Genomic DNA, 19021 nt, shown 5'->3' with positions numbered 1-19021 from the left:
TGTACGCAATACGAAACATGAGATTTGAAACATCTACCATAAAAGATATTGCTAAAGCATTAGGACTGTCTACCTCTACAGTTTCCAGGGCTTTAAGAGACCGTTACGAAATTAGTGAGGAAACAAAAAAGCTTGTTTTGGCTTATGCCGAAAAGGTAAATTACCGTGCCAATCCAATTGCCAGAAGTTTAAAGGAACGTCGCAGTTACTCTATCGGCATTATTGTAAGTGAAATTGCCAATAACTTTTTTTCTCAGGTGATAAATGGCATTGAATCAATTGCTTATGACAGAGATTATCATGTTATTATTTCTCAAAGTCACGAATCGTACAAGCAGGAAAAATTAAACGTAGAACACCTGGCATCGCGTTCTATCGACGGTTTATTAATTGCACTTTCTTCAGAAACGCAGGATATCGATTATTTAAGAGATTTATATGCAAAGGGTTTACCCATTGTATTTTTTGATCGCGTGCCCAAAGATTTTGAAACCCATAAGGTCATTGCTAATAACTTTAAAGGTTCTTTTGATGCCACAGAACATCTTATTTTATCCGGAAAAAGAACCATTGCCCACTTAACAAATTCCGAAAACCTTTCGATAACGAAAGAAAGGTTAGAAGGTTATAAAGCCGCTTTGGCTAAATATCATATCGAATTTAGACCCGAACTGGTTAAATATTGCCAGCATGGCGGCATGCACAGCGCAGAACTGGAGCAGGCGGTTAAAGAACTTTTGCCCTTACAACCAGACGGGATTTTTATTTCGAGCGATCGGTTAACCACAGGCTGTATTATGGCGCTGAAGAAAACCAATCCTGAGGTGGCAGATAAAATTGCAATTGCAGGTTTTACCAATTCCAATCTGGTTGAGTTATTTTCGCCATCCTTAACCTCAGTTAAGCAACCCGCATTCGAAATGGGGCAGGTGGCCACTGAGCTGTTAATCTCGATGATCGAAGCCAAAAGACCCATAACAGAATTTGAAACCAAGGTTTTAGATACCGAACTGGTGAAGAAGCGGTGAGCGCCAGGCGGCTGGCGATTTTTGCAAGGCGTTTAGCGTTATGCGGCTGATGCACGGCACGCTAAACGTCCAACTCTCAACTCCAAACTTATACATCCATCGCTTGGCCCCAAACGCGCTACGCCAAACTCCCTACAAATTATTACCTTTGCAGCATGGTAGAAATCACATTAAAAAAAGGCAAAGAAAAAGCGGCATTACAAAGACATCCATGGGTATTTTCCGGTGCATTGGAAAAAGTTAAGGGAAAACCTGAAGATGGAGATGTTGTAAAAGTTTTTGCTTTCGATCATGAGTTTCTGGCCTATGGTTACTACAATAGTAATTCGCGTGTTGCCGTTCGTCTTTTAGAATGGGATGAAACGCAAACCATTGATAACAGCTGGTACCAGAACCGCTTAAAACAGGCTATCGCTTCGCGTCAGTTTATTTTAAGCGAGCAGACCAATACCTGCCGGCTGGTTTTTAGCGAGGCTGACTTCCTGCCGGGATTAATTGTTGATCAATATGCTGATTTTCTTTCTCTTCAAATTTTAAGTTCAGGAATCGAAAAAGTTAAAACGGAGATTGTAGAAATTTTAAAAGCAGAACTAAAACCGAAAGGGATCTTCGATAAAAGTGATGCAACCGCACGTACCCATGAAGGTTTACCTATTGATAACGGATTAATTTGGGGCGAAAATCCACCAGAATTTTTAGCCGTAAAAGAGAATGGAATTACCTATAACATCAATATTGCCGAAGGACAAAAATCGGGATTCTACTGCGATCAGCGCGATAACAGACATATTCTGGCCAGTTATACAAAAGGTAAAAAAGTTTTAGACTGTTTTAGTTACAGTGGTGGTTTTAGCCTGAATAGCCTGGCGAATGGTGCTGCAAGCGTTACCAGTGTTGATAGTTCGGGTTTGGCTGTTGAAACGCTAAAACAAAATGTAGAATTGAATAAATTCGACGTAAGTAAAGTAACCGCCATTCAATCAGATGTAAATAAGCAACTCAGGGCTTTTAAAGAATCAGGAGAATTATTTGATGTGATCGTGCTCGATCCGCCTAAATATGCACCCTCGCGTTCGGCATTAGACCGCGCTGCAAGAGCTTATAAAGATTTAAACCGTTTAGGCATGTTGTTGCTTGAAAAAGGGGGCTTATTGGCTACTTTCTCTTGCTCGGGAGCGGTTGATATTGAAACCTTTAAACAGATTATTGCCTGGGCTGCGCTTGATGCAGGCAAAGAAGTTCAGATTATTAAACAATTCTGCCAGCCAGAAGATCATCCGGTTCGGATTTCCTTTCCCGAAGGAGAATATTTAAAGGGATTGTTGTTAAGGGTCCTATAAACGAACGCCCTACCATCGATTTTAAACCACCAAGACACCAAGCACTAAGTTTTTTGAATATTAACCAGGTGTTATGGTGTCTTTGTGGTCAGTTGAAATAATAATCTTTTATCCAACCATTACTTTAGCGGTAATGGCCAGCCTGTTCCAGGCATTAATGGTTACGATTGCCATAATAATCTGCGCTAATTCCTGCTCATTAAAAAAGCCTGCCGCTTTTTGATAAGTTGCATCAGAAACATGGTGACTAATTAAGGTTACTTCTTCCGTTAAGACTAAAACAGCTTCTTCTTGTGGTGTAAATAAGGTGGTTTCTCTCCAGGCATTTAATAGGTACAAACGTTGTTCGGTTTCTCCTATTTTACGGGCATCAGTGGAGTGCATATTTAAACAAAATGCACAGCCGTTAATCTGCGATGCACGCATTTTAATCAGTTCTAAAAGAATTGGATCTAGTTTGCTGGTTGATAAATATTTCTCTAAACCGTACATGGCCTGGTAAGCTGCAGGTTCTACTTTTGGGATATCAATTCTACTTTCCATTTTATTTGTTTTTTGATTACGATGTAAAGATCTGCATCTTCACGATCAAAAAACTTAATGTAGTTTAAGAAATGAATTTTCTAACCATAAGTTAGTCGGGATTTGCAATCCCGTCTACAGAACTAAGGATTTTTAATCCTTAATAAAAAGCCAATGTTAAAGCTTAAATCGGATTATAAATCCGAAGCACAAGGATCCGGATTATAAATCCGAACCAACATCATTAAAAGTGCTGGTAGTTCGCCATTTAATGTTATTCGATAAATTAAGGCGATTCGTCATTTCGACCGTAGTGGAGAAATCTATAAGTAATTTATTTAATAACAGAACTTACCGATTTCTCTCTCGAAAGTTCGGGACTTAGCTCCAGTCGAGATGACGAAAATCAATAAGCCCAACGCTGCATACTTCGCGTTTCTTTCTATGCGAACTTTGCGGTCAATAAGCGATTATTTCTTCGCTCTGATTTTGCTTAAAAATTCTGGGGTAAAGCCGAGATAAGAAGCCAGCATATACTGTGGCACACGTTGTACAAATTCTGGAAATAAACGATTAAAATGGCGGTATCTTTCTTCAGCGGTTTGGCTGTAGAGGAATTTTATCCTTCTTTGCGATGCCTGATGGTTTTTTTGCAGGATCAATCTAAAATAACGCTCCAGCTTGGGTAATTTGTGGAACATTTCATCATAGTGGTGATTTTCAATGGCAATCACTTCAGTGCTTTCTGCTGCCTGGATATAAAATTCAGATTGCTCCTGAAACAGAAAGCTGGTTAAATCGGTAATCCACCAGTTTTCTATCGCAAATTGGGTGGTTTGCTCCGCACCCTTGATATCAATGAAATAAAGCCTTAAGCAGCCTTTTACCACAAAATAATTTGCCCTGCAGGTTTGTCCTTCCTCTAATAAAAAAGCCTTCTTTTTAACGGAAAAAGATTTGAGAAACGAGGCAAGAATGTCCTGCTCATCGTTACTCAAATCTATAAATCTATTGATGTGGTTATAAAGTGCACTATACATAGCTATACTAATGATGAGCTAAAATAGGTATAATTATAAAAACTAAATCAATCGCTTAAAGTGAAAATGCCTTTAACTCCGCCAGCGCTTCAGGACCATAATTTTTTAATGCTGAAGTTATTTTATCGGTTAAACCCTTATTATCAGTTGGTTTCCCTTTTGTTGGCGGGCTTAAGTCTTTTTCAGGCACGGCAACTTCTGTTACTTTAGTAGCAAACCATGTTATGTTCTGGTGAGGCAATGCCAAACCCAAAATCATCCCTGGTAATCCTGTAAAAGATTCAGGGCCACCAGAAACTGCAATCTGGTTTGAATAATAAGCCACTACATAAATAGAATCCATAATGATGGCGTTGGCTCTACGGCATTCGTAACCTGCAATTTCTCTTGTTTCATCGGTAATTTTCCAATTAATCTTACGTAAACTGTCTTTAACCAGATAGGTGTCTTCATAAACCGCCTTTTGAGAAATACTGGTACGGGTATTATAATCTGTAGCGATGGTGTTTTTTAAATCAACAAGCGCATCCCTTGCAGCCCAGTTTGGATTTGCCGTTTCCTCTACCGTAGGCCATTTATATAAGCTTTTATCCTTATTAAAGCTTAGCGTGCTTTTAGCTACCTTAAATTGAGGGTTGTTCTTTTTGTACTGATCTAAAGCAGGTACCATATAGCTTTCATTGTCTTTATTAATTTTCTTTTTAATTAAAGCATACATGTTAGACCTTTTCTCAAATTCGATTACACCATTTTGAACGAAGTGTATATTTTGAGCCATTAAACTCTTGCTGATGAAAATAACAGCAAATAAGATGATATATTTTAGTGTAGTTTTCATGTTTGTTATTTTTGTGTTTTAAGACCGCCACCCATTTTGTTAAAATCCCACGATACAGAGAACATTAAATATCTCCTGATGGTCGTATAACTGCTTTGGCTAATCGAGGTATTAGATGCATAACGATTAAAACCTATATTCTGGTTAAGAATATCATTTACAGTTGCCGAGAATCTCAAGTTTTCTGATTTGAAGAATTTTTTGCTTACTGATGCATTCCAGATAAGACGCTCAAAGCTTTCGGTTAACACTTGTGTTTTTCCATTGTACTGGTATTCCGCATCTGTTGATATTTCAAACTTTCCTGGTAATTGCACATTGCCCGAAGCGTAGCCCCGCCAACCCCAACCATCACTATTCTTGCCAATACTTGCTCTTGCCATATTATACGAGGGGCCAAAATTGGTGTAAAAACTATAACTTTTATCTTTGTATTTTGAGATGTTGACACCCCCGCCGTAGCTGTAGTTTTTAGTGTTATTTAAGGTTCTTCCTAAATCAGTGGTAATAAAGTTATAAGAGGAATTTCCATTTGCGTTAACATTTAAACCGACGTTTATTTCGCCAAGCGCGTTTATTTTCCGGCTTATCTGTGCATACAAATAAAAGTTTGTCTGCATTTTATCATTGTAGTTAATGTAACGGTAGGTACTTTTACCAACACCATCAGTGGTTACATCGCTGATAATGGGATTGGTTGTAAAGCTATAAGAACCATTTAACCAAATCGATTGGTTGGTTAAAACTTTGTAAGAGTTATAACTCGCATTAACATTGCTTCTGAATGACGGCCTTAAGTCTTGATTTCCTTCCACAACATTAAAAGGGTCATTATTTACCCTAACTGGCTGAAGTTGATCAAGTGTAGGCTGGTTGGTATTCCCGTTATAACTAATCCGTAGTGATTTTTGCTGTGAAAAACGATATTGATAAGTTGCCTGCGGCATATAATTAATAAAGTTTCTTACATAGGATTTATTGTGGTAAATATCATCCTGCTTAAAATTTACACCACTAAACTTCGACCCAAAATTGATAACGGTTTTGCCTTTTTTATAGTTGAAGATGGCACCAGCCTGATTAATAGTCTGGTTCAGTTCAAAGTTGTTACTGTAAAGGGTATCTAAAATATCATACCGGCCACTGCCAGATTGATTAAAGGATAGCCGATCCGATTTTCCATTCATTAAAGTCAGGCCATAGTTGATAATTACGGTTAAAGTTTTTGAAAGTGGTTCAGTATATACTGCATTTAACTTAAAGGCACTATTGGTAATATCGTTGGTTTTTAACTGATTGGTAAGACTGTCTATATTTCCTGTTTGGGTTGCCCGTGTGTTTAGGGAATTTAAATAACCTTCACTATTACTTTTGTTGATCGATTGATTTAAATTTAATGATAAGGTACGTCCTTTTTTCTTTAATTTTTTGGTGAACAAAACGTTCATGTTAAAGCTCTGATCGTCTACCTCATTGGTTAGTGTCCTGTTTGATGAATTTAGAAATTTGTCATTTTCACCAGTAGTTAAAGTTTTAAAAATGTTTGAGGTATTGCTTTTTTTCAATGCCCCGTCAACATTAACTTTCATGGTTAAAGTCGTATCGATTTTTAGCTCATACATGGCGTCCAGCTTTTGTCTGAACATGTCATTATCGAAAACTTCATCTGAGGTATTGTTTTGCACACCAGATGCTAAATTATTCTGACTGATTGAGTTTCGATCACCCTGAACCCTGATTGACCCAATCTTATAATTCGTATTTAACGATTCTTTATCCTTATTCCATTTGTTGTCGAAATGCAAGCCTCCCGTTCGGGCTACCGGTAAACCCTGGCCATTATACTGTCCGTCATAACTATCAAAATCATCACCTCCGCTGCTAAAGTACATTCCACCATCATCAGTCATGGTCATCCCGCCAGAGGCTCCATATTTATCCCGGTCGTCCCAGCCTAAACCTACCGTACCATTATTGCCTAAAATGCCATAGGCCGAAAATTTCTTTTTGCCCCAAAATTTATTAAACATGGCCTGTCCCTGATAAAAATCTTTGGTACCATAACTGCCTTGTAGTTTACCGAAATAACCATTCTTTTTATCTTCTTTAAGTTTGATGTTAAGTGTTTTGGTTTTCTCGCCATCATCAATGCCTGTAAAACTGGCCTGATCACTGGCTTTATCGTAAAGCTGAACAGATTCTACCATATCTGCCCGAAGATTTTTAGTTACCAGTGTTGGATCGTCGCCAAAAAACTCTTCCCCATCTACCAATACCTTCGGAACAGTTTTACCTTGAGCCGTAATTTTCCCGTCCTTATCTATCTGAAAGCCCGGGAACTGTTTAAGTAGATCTTCAACTTTAGAGTTGGGTTCGATATTAAAGGCCTTGGGGTCAAACTCGGTGGTATCGCCCTTAATTTTAATAGCGGTTCTGTTCCCTTTAATAATTACATCGGCAAGAATTTTAGCCATCCCGGTAAGATTAATCTTTCCATAATCTTTAACCTGGGTGGTAGAATCGAGCGTAAAATGATCTACAAAATCTGCATATTTCGGATAAGAAACCAGTAAAATAAACTTCCCGTTTTTAATGCCGCTAAGTTCGAATGAGCCATTTTCTGCTGCCCGCGTAAATTTTACCAGCGTAGAATCTTTTGCATTTAAAACGGCAACAGATGTTCCTGACAAAAGCGTTGTGGATGCAGTATCAATCGTTCGGCCTTTAATAGTATGAAGGTTCTGTGCTTTTGCATAAGTCGTGATAAAAACGAAAAGGCACAACGAGAGGAATAAACGTTTCATAGATAGATTTGGTTTGATCTGACGAATATAAAACTAATATGTTAGTTGTGTGTAATGTTTTAACCTTTTTTAACAATTTCAAACTGATGCTTAGCCATTAAACACAAAACATGATATCTTTAGTAAAAAAAATCAGATGAAATTACCCTCTCTTCAACAGCTATACCTGGGATTCGTAAATGTAATTAAGCGTTTTCCCTTACAAATTATTTTTGCGGTTGCAGCTACATTGTGCTGGTGTTATTATATACATATTTCTGATTATCGAAACTATTCAGAACAGAATGAGAATTTAAAAGATCATTTAATAAAGGCCGTTGCTATTTTAAATCTGGCGCTTACACTCGTATTAGCACTGGATTTAATTTCAGAACGCAATCAATACTCATTAAAGAAAAAGTGGCTGCTACGTTTAGGCGGCTTATTGACCGGTGTATTGCTTTACTTCAGTCTCGATCCTTCAAACTATTCAGCAGATCTTTACCGCATTTTCTTATTTGCTTTTGCATTTCATTTGCTGGTAGCATTTGCACCGTTTATCGGTCAAGAAAAAGTAAATGGCTTCTGGCAGTTTAATAAAGCGCTTTTCCTTCGGTTTCTTACCTCAGCACTTTACTCAGCTGTACTATTTGCAGGATTGGCAATTGCGTTGGTTGCCATTGATGGATTGTTTAATGCCGACATAAAATGGCAAACATACATGACTTTATTTGCCATTATTAGTGCCGGGTTTAATACTACTTTCTTTTTAGCAGGAATCCCAACTGATTATAAATTACTGGAAGAAGATCATAGTTATCCGAAAGGCTTAAAAATATTTGCTCAATTTGTGCTTATTCCGCTGGTAACAATATATTTAGCGATTTTGCTGGTATATGAGATCAAAATTGCTGCGTTATGGGAGCTGCCAAAGGGTTTGGTATCAAGCTTGATTTTAGGCTATGCTGTTTTTGGAATTTTATCGTTGCTACTGGTTTATCCGGTTAAAGAAACGGACGGCAATAGTTGGATTAAATTATTTTCCAGGTTCTTTTATGTCATGATGATTCCACTGGTAGTACTTTTATTACTTGCCGTTTGGAAAAGGGTTGGTCATTATGGTATAACAGAAAGCCGCTACGTTTTAACGGCACTTGCACTATGGCTGGCGGGTATAACCATTTATTTTCTTTTTAGTAAAAAACAGAACATTAAGGTAATCCCAATAAGTTTGTGTATCATTTCGCTGTTGGCTACATATGGTCCGCAAAGTGCTTTTTCTGTATCTAAATATTCGCAGCTAAGCCGTTTAAAGCGGATAATGAACAGCAAGAAAAAAGACGATATTAGAGAAAAGCCGGCGGTAATCAGGTATCTTGTGTATACACATGGACTAAAAACGCTGCAGCCTTTTACTAAAAAAGACCTCAGTAAAATAGAGGAAAGGATAGATGGTACCAATAACTATCGCTATAGCATGCGGATGAACAAGGTAGATACAGCATTAGCAATTTTTAAGGTTAAAGGTGTTTTGGAATATGACCCAGGTGTGAGCATTACCCTTCAAAATAATGAAAACCAGGTTTTAAGCGTTAAGGGCTATGATTATCTGATTGAATTAAACGGATACCCAGAGAAAAAAGTAACACGGCTTTACGGTACAGATTTAACCACAAATAAAATCAATTCAAAAATTTCGCTATTGGTTAATAATCAAGAGGCACTATACATCGATTTAAAAGAAGTGTTCGGTCAGGCTAGAAAAGCATATGAAAACGGGGCTTTAAAAGCCTCTGGTAAGAAACAGGAATACTTGTATCCGGCGAAGCTGATGAGTGTTTCTAAAAACATTAATGGGTATAACTATACCATTGTGGTGACTTCGTTGCAGGGTACGTATTATGAAAATGATCATGATGCCAATTTATGGTTTGAGGCAAAAAGTTATCTGCTGATTAAAAAGCTTTAAACTATCTAAACCTAGTATCCAATAAATGGCTGGTCGCTAAACAGACTGGCCATTTTTTTTTGAATTTAAAAAATCAACCCCTTTTCGTATAGGTTAATTTGGCGTTCGTCTATAAATACAAGCTCATGGTATAATAGCGAAGAACGGGCTGAAACGTTTTTGGTCGTTCGCAGTCTTAATTACAAAACCACCTAATAACTAGGGATTTAAAACAAAATATTACACAATATAAAATATTAAAGTCATGAGAACTTCTATTAAAAATTTATTCGCAGCTGCATTGGTAATGGTTACTTTAAGTAGCGCAACAGGAGTAGCAAACGCTACAGAAAATAATGCACATTATACCGCGATTACACAGGTTAAAAATGTTGCAAAAATTGTAGTAACCGGAAATGTTAAATTGATCCTGGTTCAGGATGTTAAGGAAAGCGTTGAAGTTTACGATCAGTATTATACCAAAAATGCCCTGGTGCAGCAACAAGGAGAAGAACTTAGAATCAGTTCTTTCGATAAAAATACCTTAACTGTAATTGCCCACGTCAATAATTTAACTGCTATTGAAGCATCGAACACCGCAACAGTAAGTACTGCAGGCAATTTTAATCTGTTAAACTTAAATGTTGTTTTAAACGATAAAGCATCTGCAGATATAACAGCCAATGCTGTTAACCTGTCAACGGAGCTTAAAGATACTGCATCATTAAAGTTAACCGGTTCTTCAGAAACACCCTCGGCATTAATCGGATCAGGTTCTGAAATTAAAATGGGTAATTTTACCGCTCAGGAAAGCACAATTAAAGTGACCGATAAATCAGTTTTAGCCAACAACAATAAATCACGCTACGATGATTTACAAGTAGATTTATTAGAAAAACTATTCTAATCCTCCATCATATATTTTATCCTAAAGGCACTAAATTTTAAATTTAGTGCCTTTTTTATGTAGTTGTCGTCATTGCTGAGAAGGCCTTTTCAGCCGGCAGCTTGTCCCGACCTTTCGGGGAAGCAATCTTAAAACGATCGCTCATAATCAAAAACATTGCTTCTCCCAAAAGTCCGGAAGGGCAGTCGTACCTCCTCGCAAATAACGATTGTTTACAAATCAAATTTTATACCCTGTGCCAATGGCAAAGTATTCGAATAATTGATGGTATTGGTTTGCCTGCGCATATAAGCTCTCCAGGCATCAGATCCACTTTCCCGGCCACCACCTGTTTCTTTTTCGCCGCCAAAAGCACCGCCAATTTCTGCGCCAGAAGTACCAATATTTACATTGGCGATACCACAATCAGATCCTTTAGCCGATAAGAACTGCTCAGCCTCCCTTAAATTCAAGGTCATGATGGCCGATGATAATCCCTGTGGTACGCCATTTTGTAAAGCAATGGCCTCATCTAATGTTTTGTACTTAATCAGGTATAAAATCGGCGCAAATGTTTCGTGCTGAACAATTTTGAAATCATTCTGAACTTCCGCAATACACGGTTTTACATAACACCCGCTGGTATAGGCATCGCCCGATAAAACGCCGCCTTCTACCACAAAATTACCGCCTTCAGCCTTACATTTTGCTATCGAATCGAGGTAGGCCGCAACGGCATCAGTATCAATCAATGGACCCACATGGTTATTTTGATCTAAAGGATCGCCAATGCGCAATTGTCCGTAAGCTTTAACCAGTTTTGCGGTAAAAGCATCATATACGCTTTCGTGGATAATTAGTCTTCTGGTAGAAGTGCAACGCTGGCCTGCGGTACCAACAGCACCAAAAACAGCACCAATTAAACTCATGTCTAAATCGGCATGTTCTGAAATGATGATGGCATTATTACCGCCAAGCTCCAGCAAGCTTTTTCCTAACCGTGCACCAACGGCGGCGCCAACTGCTTTGCCCATGCGCGTTGATCCGGTGGCAGAAATTAAAGGGATGCGGCCATCATTTGTCATGCGTTCGCCAACTTCCCTATCGCCTAAAATGAGATTACAAACCCCTTCGGCTATGTCGTTATCTTTAAAAACCTTTGCAATAATATGTTGACAGGCAATGGCGGTTAAAGGTGTTTTTTCAGATGGTTTCCAGATGCAAACATTACCACAAACCAAGGCCAGGGCAGTATTCCAGCTCCAAACGGCTACAGGAAAATTAAAGGCAGAAATGATTCCCACAATGCCCAGTGGATGCCATTGCTCGTACATGCGGTGGCTTGGGCGTTCGCTGTGCATGGTTAAGCCATAAAGCTGTCTGGATAAACCCACAGCAAAATCGCAGATATCAATCATTTCCTGTACTTCACCAAAGCCTTCCTGCAAACTTTTCCCCATTTCGTAAGAAACCAAAGTACCTAAGGCATCTTTATTTTCGCGCAATGCATCACCAAACTGCCGCACAATTTCCCCTCTTTTTGGAGCCGGAACCGAACGCCAGGCTGTAAATGCTTCCTGTGCTTTAAGTACAACAGCATCATAATCATCAGCAGTTGCAATCTTAGCCGAAGCAATCAGCTTGCCATCAACCGGAGAAAAACTTTCTAATGTGTTTACATTAAGTTCACCACCCCAATTGCTGCCAGTACTATAGGCGGCATTACTGGCATTAATGCCCAATTTGTTTAAAATGGATTGAATATCTGTTGTCATATAGCTAACGATTTATACAAAAAAACGAAAAAATACGAGAAAGCAGGTTACATTCAGGTTCTTAAATTGCTACAATCTTTAATACCTTGCTTTAAAGATAACAGGATAAATAAAAGAGGATGTCAAATTAGTATTTTTTGTTTTGCGGTGTAAATTAATGTAGTTTTCCAAAATAATGCCGATAAAATAAAACAACTACCTAACAAAAAATAGAATGAAAAATATAAAAGTATTACTGATCATTTTTCTGGGGTTCAGCACTGTGCTCTGTGCGCAAACCACAAAGGGTTCGAACTCACTGTTGTGGGAAATTTCTGGTAACGGATTAAAAAAAACGTCTTATTTATTTGGAACACATCACCTGATACCTGCAAAATTTGCGGATACCATGAAAGTTTTGCAAGAGAAATTGAAATCGGCCGATGCGGTAGTAGGGGAAATTGTAATGGACAGTACCATACAAAAGAGGATGGCGCCATTTTTAATGATGAAAAACAATACACTTGATAGTTTATTGACAAAAGCAGAATTTAAAGAGGTAGAAGACTACTTTAAAACCAGGCAACCAGGGTTTGAATTAAAGGAACTCAATAATTATAAACCGGCAATGGTATCGTTAATGATCATGCTTTTTGACAATCCGGATATGTTAAAAGATGTAGGAGAAGGGCTGGATAATAGTTTTCAGAATTATGCCAAAAAAAATGCGAAATCGCTGATCGGATTAGAAACTGCCGAATACCAGGCAGCACTTTTATTTGACGGCGATTTACAGAAGCAAAAAAAAGCGCTCTTAAAATCGGTGAGAGAAATTGCTAAAAGCAAGCAAAAAATGGAGGAGTTAAAAACCTATTATCTTACCCAGAACATCGATAAATTAACCGATTTCTTTAAAATACAAGATGAAGAGACTAAAGAGTTTATGACCGAACTCTTAAAAAACCGGAATAAAAGATGGTTGGATCAATTACCGGCCCTGATGCAAAACCAGTCACTATTTATAGCCGTTGGAGCAGGTCATTTGGTGGGTACCGAAGGCTTGATAAAAGGACTGCAGCTTAAAGGTTACGTGTTGAAACCTGTAGCAACCAATTAGGTTTATTAAATATTGGTCATCAATAACCATTGAGAAATTAAGGTAGTTAAGGTTTTAATCAACGGCTGACAGGGAAGATCACTCATTGTTAATGCTTCAATTTTTCAGGTGTTAAAAAAATAGCAAGTGTGCGCATGAACTAAATATTTCAATGAATTTGTAAAAACAAACTAAAGGCGACTACATTTGCGTTTTTACTTAGCACAAACAGCCGTGTTTAAAGTAAAGCTAATTTGTAACAACATAAAAATGAATAAAAGAATTATTGCCTGTGGCGTGCTGCTGGCTTCGGCCTTTATGGCTAATCCACTTTTTGCGCAGGAACAGCCTGTAGAAAAATCGAACAACCTAAATATTTACCGGGTAACTGCAACTAAAGTTAACGATCTGGTGCATACCAAACTCGATGTATCTTTTGATTATGCTAAACGATACCTTCACGGTAAAGAATGGCTTACTTTAAAACCTCATTTTTACGCTACAGACTCTTTAACCCTCGATGCGCAGGGAATGGATATTAAAACTGTTGCATTGGTTGGCGCAAAAGGAAATACCCCGCTTAAGTATGTTTACCATGATAATAAGCTGTATATCACTTTAAATAAAAAATATACCAATACCGAAAAGTATACTGTGTATATCGCTTATACTGCTAAACCTGATGAATTAAAAGTAAAGGGGAGTGCGGCCATAACCGATGCTAAAGGATTATATTTTATTAACCCGGATGGCACAGATAAAAATAAGCCAACTCAGATCTGGACACAAGGCGAAACGGAATCGTCTTCGGCATGGTTTCCGACGATCGATAAGCCTGATCAGAAAACTACTGAAGAGATTTCGATCACGGTAAAATCGAAATACACCACACTTTCTAACGGAAAACTGGTGAGCCAGAAAGCCAATGCAGATGGAACCCGGACTGATACCTGGAAAATGGATCTTCCCCACTCACCATATTTGTTTATGATGGCTGTGGGTGAATTCAAAGTAACAAAAGATACCTATAAAGGCAAGGAAGTTAGTTATTACCTGGAACCAAAATTTGCACCTTATGCGAAGCAAATTTTTGGCAAAACGCCGGATATGATCCAGTTTTACAGCAATTTGTTAGGGGTAGATTATCCATGGAACAAATATGCACAAGTGGTCGCCAGAGATTACGTTTCGGGCGCAATGGAAAATACTACGGCTACTTTACACGGCGAGCAGGTGCAAAAAACCGATCGTGAGTTATTGGATGAAAATGAAGAAGGAACTATTGCACATGAACTTTTTCACCAATGGTTTGGCGATTACGTAACCGCAGAGTCGTGGTCTAACTTAACCATGAACGAATCTTTTGCCACCTTTGGCGAAGTGATCTGGCATGGGCATGATGAAGGGCAGGATGCGGAAGATAAATCGCGTTACAGTAAATTGCAGTCTTATTTAGGATCGACAAAAAATGGAGAAAGCCCGGTATTGGCACGTTTTCATTATGGCGATAAAGAAGATATGTTCGATAATGTGAGTTACTCCAAAGGATCGATTATTTTATATGCTTTAAAAAATCAGATGGGTGATGCCGCCTTCTACAAATCGCTTAACCGTTACCTCACTACCAATGCACTTAAAAATGGCGAAACACACCAGTTGCGTTTAGCCATGGAAGAGGTTACCGGAAAAGATTGGAGCCCTTATTTTAATCAGTGGTATTACAATGGAGGTCACCCGGTTTTAAGTATCGATTACGGTTACGAAAACGGTAAAGCGACGATTAAGGTTAAACAAACACAAGATGCTAGCGTGCAGATCTTTACCCTGCCGATCAAAGTTGATATTTATGCCGGCGGGAAAAAAATCAGAAAAGAAATCCTGATCAATAGCCGTGAGCAGAATTTTAGTTTTGAGGTGAGTGCTAAACCCGATTTAATCGATTTTGATGCAGATAAAATTTTAGTGGGCGAAACCAACGACAATAAAACTGCTGAAAACTATTATTTCCAATACAAAAATGCCCCGAGTTATGCCAATAGAATTGAAGCCCTGCAATTTATTATGCAGAGCAAAGCTAAAAGCGGTCAGCTGGTGCTGTTAGAAGGTTTAAAAGATAAATCGGCAGATTTACGTGCTTTAAGTATCGATGGCATTAACTTAGCAGATGCTCAGATTAAAGCAGCAGCTTTGCCTATTTTACTGCAGATTGCTAAAACGGATAAAAATACCGAAGTAAGAGCAGCTGCCATTGTGAAATTGGCTGAAACCGGCGATCAGGCTTATAAAACTTTAGTGTTGGCAAGTCTAAAAGACAGATCGTATAAGGTAATTGCTGCAGGTGTTGATGGTTTGTCTAAACTGGCACCGCAAGAGAGTATCGCGGCGGTAGCATTGTTAGATGAAGATACGAAAGCACACATTGCACCATCAATTGCATTGTTATACATTAACGAACCTAAGGATGAATATCAGGCATTTTATGATAATGTAATGCTAACAGGCGATAAGAATAAAGTTTTCGCTGTAGTTGGTCAGTATTTTCAGTATCTGAGGGCGAATAATAACCCTGTGGTTACCGAAAAGGGTATAATGAACATTAGCAGCGCCATCGAAAGGTTAAAATTACAAAGCTATTTAAATAAACAACTTGCCGGTGCCTATGCTGCAGCTGCGCAGGCTAAAACACAGCAAGCTGCTGCGGTAAGCGGTGAAGCAAAAGCAAACCTGAGCAAGCAGGCCGAATTATTTAAAAAAGGCGCAGCAGATCTGGAAAAAGAATAAATGGTAAATCTCATCTAGAAAAGAGCTGGCATGGAAACATCGCCGGCTCTTTCTATTCCCAATCCTTCCTGCTAAACGGTTTGTGCACTAGCAACCCTGAACAGTAGCAGAAACAGGTGTTTTATAAACGGGATTGCAGTGGCAGCTCCCGATTTTCCTTCAAAATCGGGACTATAACGAAAAGCCCGACGGACATTAAGCTAAGACACAGGTTCTGCTTTCCAAAAAAAAACAAACATGAAATATAGAATTGAAAACCGATTTATAGTTGGTAGCATTATTTATAGATTTTGGAAATGAACAGTTCCGTGCCTGTGGCGGCCGGTAGTCCTGCTATCCCGTCAAGTCCTCACTCATGCTTCGCTCCGGGCTTTTCGTTCTATCAGGTTTATGAACAGCGAGTGGTGGCCAATGCAGCCCAAAATAGCAGCACGAACCTGTGTAACTAAACGGGATTGCAGTGGCAGCTCCCGATTTTCCTTTAAAATCGGGACCGTAACGAAAAGCCCGACTAACATTCACCCAAGCTACAGGTTTTGCTTTCCAAAAAACAAACATGAAATATAGAATTGAAAACCGATTTATAGTTGGTAGCATTATTTGTAGATTTTGGAAATAAACAGTTCCGTGCCTGTGGCTGCCGGTAGCCCTGCTATCCCTTCAAGTCCTCACTCATGCTTCGCTGCGGGCTTTCCGTTCTATCAGGTTTATGAACAGCGAGTGGTGGCCAATCCAGCCCCAAATAGCAGCACAAACCCAGGTAACTAAACGGGATTGCAGTGGCAGCTCCCGATTTTTATTCAAAATCGGGACTATAACGAAAAGCCCGACTAACAATAACCTAGCTCCTGGTTTTGCTTTCCAAAAACCAAGAATAACTTATCTATAAAAATCACTCGTTGCACTTATCCTTTCTCCTGGTATCGATAATATAAACAATCTGCCAGCCCTGATCTCCTTTTACCAGCTGAAAAGAATTAACCCCGCAATGACTAAATTTTTCGCCGAGATAAAATTTATAGTCTGTCCAAACAGCGGCCAAGGGACCATCGATTAATATTTTCGTAAAAACAATACGCTCATCGTACTTTTCCTGGTGCGGAGTGGCAATAAATTTGATAAAGTCGTTAACAGATTCTGTGCGGACACTTACTTTACCGGCTTTGTTGGCGATGGTTTGCATGATCGCTGCTGGTGCAAAGGCGCTTCGGGTTAAGGTGCTGTCTCCACTTTTCATCCCGGTAAAAAGATTGTTGATGGTTTTTTTGATGGCGCTTTCCTCATCGCTTTGTGCAAAGCCATTTGTAGCAAAACAGCATAAAAACAGGGCAAAAATGACTAATCCTTTCATGACTTCTTCATTACGTATATACCATAAATTTATAGTATTTTTGTCAAAGAAGGGAAAAGGAACCGCGATGTTGCACAAAATCTATCGATTATCCACACATCTTAATCACAGTCAATACGCTTTATAGTCAGCTATTTACGCTGTTTTAACCGATTGATGTTAATAATTATTTTAAAAACGGATAATTAAAACTTGTAAACTTATAATGTGTTTTTCTGCTAATTGGCACGGTTCTTTAATAGTATAATATATGGAAGAAGAATTCTTTTTTGAATCCAACGAAGATGCACAACGCTCGGTAGAACGTTACGAAGAAATGCTCCGCAACCAGGATCAGTATTTCTTCGATGCAGGGGCATTCGAATACATTGTAGATTTCTACATTGAGAAAAATGATCCGGTCAAAGCTTTGCAGGTAGTTGATTTTGCAATCAGTCAACACCCTTATGCTACTGTGTTTTTAATCAAACAGGCTCACCTTTACATTTTAACCAACAACCACGAAAAGGCTTTTATTGCTTTGCAGAAAGCCGAGCTTTTAGAACCGTCTGAACCAGATATTTATTTGCTTCGCGGTAATATTTTTCAAAATACCGAACGTTTTGACGAGGCTTTGGAAAATTATGAAAAAGCTTTGGGACTGGCCGAAAGTACCGATGAGATTTTATTGCAAATGGCTTATGTTTACCAGAGCATGAGCGATTATGAAAGCGCCATTACCTATATTAAACTCAGTTTAGAGCAGAATATGGAAAACCAGGATGGTTTGTATGAGCTGGCTTTCTGTTACGATGTGTTAGATAAACAAGAAGAAAGTATTAAGTTTTATCAGCAATACATCGATACCGATCCGTATTCTTATGCGGCCTGGTATAATTTAGGCAACAGTTTCCACAAGTTGAACCTTTTCGAAAAAGCGATCGACGCATATGATTATGCGATTCTCATTAAAGAGGATTTTAGCTCGGCGTATTTCAATAAAGGCAATGCTTTGGTTCAACTCGATAAATATGACGAGGCCATAGAGGTTTACAAACAGACTTTCGAATACGAACAACCCAATGCTGATACTTATTGCGCCATTGGTGAATGTTACGAAAAACTGGAAAAAATGGACGAAGCCCGTTCATACTACAAAAAATCGGTAAAAATGGATCCTAAAATGGCAGATGCCTGGTTTGGGATTGGTGTTACGCTGAATTTTGAAGAACGTTATTTCGAATCCTTGCATTTTTATAAAAAAGCAATCGATTTAGAAGCTGAAAATCCTGATTTCTGGTTTGCCATGGCCGATGCTTATTACAAATTAGGCCAGATTGATGAATCGATCGAAGCTTATGAAAAAGTATTGGAGTTTAATCCTTTAGATATTGAAGCCTGGTTAGATTTTAGTACCGTACTTTATGAGCAGGGCAAATTACTGGAAGCCTCGGAAACGATGGCTGAGGCGATTAAGAATAACCCCGAAGCAGCAGAACTGTATTACCGGATGGTAGCCTATCTTTTTGCCTTAGGGAACTATAGCGATGCGCTGGGATATTTAGAAACGGCTTTAACAACTGACCCTGATAAACACTATATTTTATTTGAATATTTGCCACAATTGCAGGATAATAGTGCCATTTTGAACGTTATAAACAGATATATAAGGTAA

At 38.6% G+C, this 19021-nt stretch carries 14 protein-coding genes; 7 read left to right on the top strand and 7 right to left on the bottom strand.

Annotated features, from left to right (window positions below; all coding sequences use genetic code 11):
• Positions 1 to 17: 17 nt before the first annotated feature.
• Positions 18 to 1028 carry a LacI family transcriptional regulator gene (locus tag CA265_19820; protein ARS41779.1) on the top strand — a complete coding sequence of 337 codons (1011 nt, stop codon included), beginning with the start codon at positions 18 to 20 and terminating at the stop codon, positions 1026 to 1028.
• Between the two features lie 155 nt (positions 1029 to 1183).
• Complete coding sequence (locus CA265_19815) at positions 1184 to 2368, top strand: RlmI/RlmK family 23S rRNA methyltransferase (GenBank protein ARS41778.1); 1185 nt, start codon at positions 1184 to 1186, stop codon at positions 2366 to 2368.
• 108 nt (positions 2369 to 2476) lie between these two features.
• Here CA265_19815 and CA265_19810 read toward each other — a convergent pair whose 3' ends face one another.
• The 4 genes from CA265_19810 to CA265_19795 form a co-directional block, all read right to left on the bottom strand.
• Positions 2477 to 2911: a hypothetical protein gene (locus CA265_19810; protein ARS41777.1), complete on the bottom strand. Its 435-nt coding sequence runs from the start codon at positions 2909 to 2911 to the stop codon at positions 2477 to 2479.
• A gap of 449 nt (positions 2912 to 3360) precedes the next feature.
• Complete coding sequence (locus tag CA265_19805) at positions 3361 to 3930, bottom strand: cyclic nucleotide-binding protein (GenBank protein ARS41776.1); 570 nt, start codon at positions 3928 to 3930, stop codon at positions 3361 to 3363.
• A 55-nt stretch (positions 3931 to 3985) separates the two neighbouring features.
• Positions 3986 to 4768: a GLPGLI family protein gene (locus CA265_19800; protein ARS41775.1), complete on the bottom strand. Its 783-nt coding sequence runs from the start codon at positions 4766 to 4768 to the stop codon at positions 3986 to 3988.
• A 5-nt stretch (positions 4769 to 4773) separates the two neighbouring features.
• Entirely contained in the window at positions 4774 to 7572 is a 2799-nt protein-coding gene (locus CA265_19795) for a TonB-dependent receptor (GenBank protein ARS41774.1), read from the bottom strand.
• 136 nt (positions 7573 to 7708) lie between these two features.
• Between CA265_19795 and CA265_19790 the strand changes: the two genes are divergently transcribed.
• Both CA265_19790 and CA265_19785 read left to right on the top strand, forming a co-directional pair.
• Positions 7709 to 9520, top strand: coding sequence for a DUF4153 domain-containing protein (locus CA265_19790; GenBank protein ID ARS41773.1), 1812 nt, complete (start codon positions 7709 to 7711; stop codon positions 9518 to 9520).
• A gap of 244 nt (positions 9521 to 9764) precedes the next feature.
• A complete protein-coding gene (locus tag CA265_19785) occupies positions 9765 to 10406 on the top strand; it encodes a hypothetical protein (GenBank protein ARS41772.1) in 642 nt (213 codons plus the stop codon).
• A 212-nt stretch (positions 10407 to 10618) separates the two neighbouring features.
• Here CA265_19785 and CA265_19780 read toward each other — a convergent pair whose 3' ends face one another.
• Positions 10619 to 12160: an aldehyde dehydrogenase family protein gene (locus CA265_19780; protein ARS41771.1), complete on the bottom strand. Its 1542-nt coding sequence runs from the start codon at positions 12158 to 12160 to the stop codon at positions 10619 to 10621.
• Between the two features lie 214 nt (positions 12161 to 12374).
• Between CA265_19780 and CA265_19775 the strand changes: the two genes are divergently transcribed.
• Positions 12375 to 13256 carry a hypothetical protein gene (locus tag CA265_19775; protein ID ARS41770.1) on the top strand — a complete coding sequence of 294 codons (882 nt, stop codon included), beginning with the start codon at positions 12375 to 12377 and terminating at the stop codon, positions 13254 to 13256.
• 249 nt (positions 13257 to 13505) lie between these two features.
• Positions 13506 to 16016 (top strand): peptidase M1, encoded by a 2511-nt coding sequence (locus CA265_19770; protein ARS41769.1) that lies wholly within the window; start codon positions 13506 to 13508, stop codon positions 16014 to 16016.
• 333 nt (positions 16017 to 16349) lie between these two features.
• On the opposite strand, the gene CA265_19765 is transcribed toward CA265_19770, so the two are convergent.
• Together CA265_19765 and CA265_19760 are read right to left on the bottom strand one after the other, a co-directional pair.
• Positions 16350 to 16613, bottom strand: coding sequence for a hypothetical protein (locus tag CA265_19765; GenBank protein ID ARS41768.1), 264 nt, complete (start codon positions 16611 to 16613; stop codon positions 16350 to 16352).
• A gap of 295 nt (positions 16614 to 16908) precedes the next feature.
• Positions 16909 to 17367, bottom strand: coding sequence for a hypothetical protein (locus tag CA265_19760; protein ID ARS41767.1), 459 nt, complete (start codon positions 17365 to 17367; stop codon positions 16909 to 16911).
• 250 nt (positions 17368 to 17617) lie between these two features.
• On the opposite strand from CA265_19760, the gene CA265_19755 reads away from it, so the two are divergent.
• A complete protein-coding gene (locus CA265_19755; protein ID ARS41766.1) occupies positions 17618 to 19021 on the top strand; it encodes a hypothetical protein in 1404 nt (467 codons plus the stop codon).

The sequence above is a fragment of the Sphingobacteriaceae bacterium GW460-11-11-14-LB5 genome (assembly GCA_002151545.1).
Taxonomy (GTDB): domain Bacteria; phylum Bacteroidota; class Bacteroidia; order Sphingobacteriales; family Sphingobacteriaceae; genus Pedobacter.
The sequence above is the reverse complement of the archived record's forward strand: the minus strand, read 5'-3'. Positions and strand labels throughout refer to the sequence as shown.

Coding starts and splice junctions, on each gene's coding strand:
- CA265_19820 (ARS41779.1), top strand. CDS start 18: ATGAGATTTGAAACATCTACCATAAAAGATATTGCTAAAGCATTAGGA.
- CA265_19815 (ARS41778.1), top strand. CDS start 1,184: ATGGTAGAAATCACATTAAAAAAAGGCAAAGAAAAAGCGGCATTACAA.
- CA265_19810 (ARS41777.1), bottom strand. CDS start 2,911: ATGGAAAGTAGAATTGATATCCCAAAAGTAGAACCTGCAGCTTACCAG.
- CA265_19805 (ARS41776.1), bottom strand. CDS start 3,930: ATGTATAGTGCACTTTATAACCACATCAATAGATTTATAGATTTGAGT.
- CA265_19800 (ARS41775.1), bottom strand. CDS start 4,768: ATGAAAACTACACTAAAATATATCATCTTATTTGCTGTTATTTTCATC.
- CA265_19795 (ARS41774.1), bottom strand. CDS start 7,572: ATGAAACGTTTATTCCTCTCGTTGTGCCTTTTCGTTTTTATCACGACT.
- CA265_19790 (ARS41773.1), top strand. CDS start 7,709: ATGAAATTACCCTCTCTTCAACAGCTATACCTGGGATTCGTAAATGTA.
- CA265_19785 (ARS41772.1), top strand. CDS start 9,765: ATGAGAACTTCTATTAAAAATTTATTCGCAGCTGCATTGGTAATGGTT.
- CA265_19780 (ARS41771.1), bottom strand. CDS start 12,160: ATGACAACAGATATTCAATCCATTTTAAACAAATTGGGCATTAATGCC.
- CA265_19775 (ARS41770.1), top strand. CDS start 12,375: ATGAAAAATATAAAAGTATTACTGATCATTTTTCTGGGGTTCAGCACT.
- CA265_19770 (ARS41769.1), top strand. CDS start 13,506: ATGAATAAAAGAATTATTGCCTGTGGCGTGCTGCTGGCTTCGGCCTTT.
- CA265_19765 (ARS41768.1), bottom strand. CDS start 16,613: ATGCTACCAACTATAAATCGGTTTTCAATTCTATATTTCATGTTTGTT.
- CA265_19760 (ARS41767.1), bottom strand. CDS start 17,367: ATGAAAGGATTAGTCATTTTTGCCCTGTTTTTATGCTGTTTTGCTACA.
- CA265_19755 (ARS41766.1), top strand. CDS start 17,618: ATGGAAGAAGAATTCTTTTTTGAATCCAACGAAGATGCACAACGCTCG.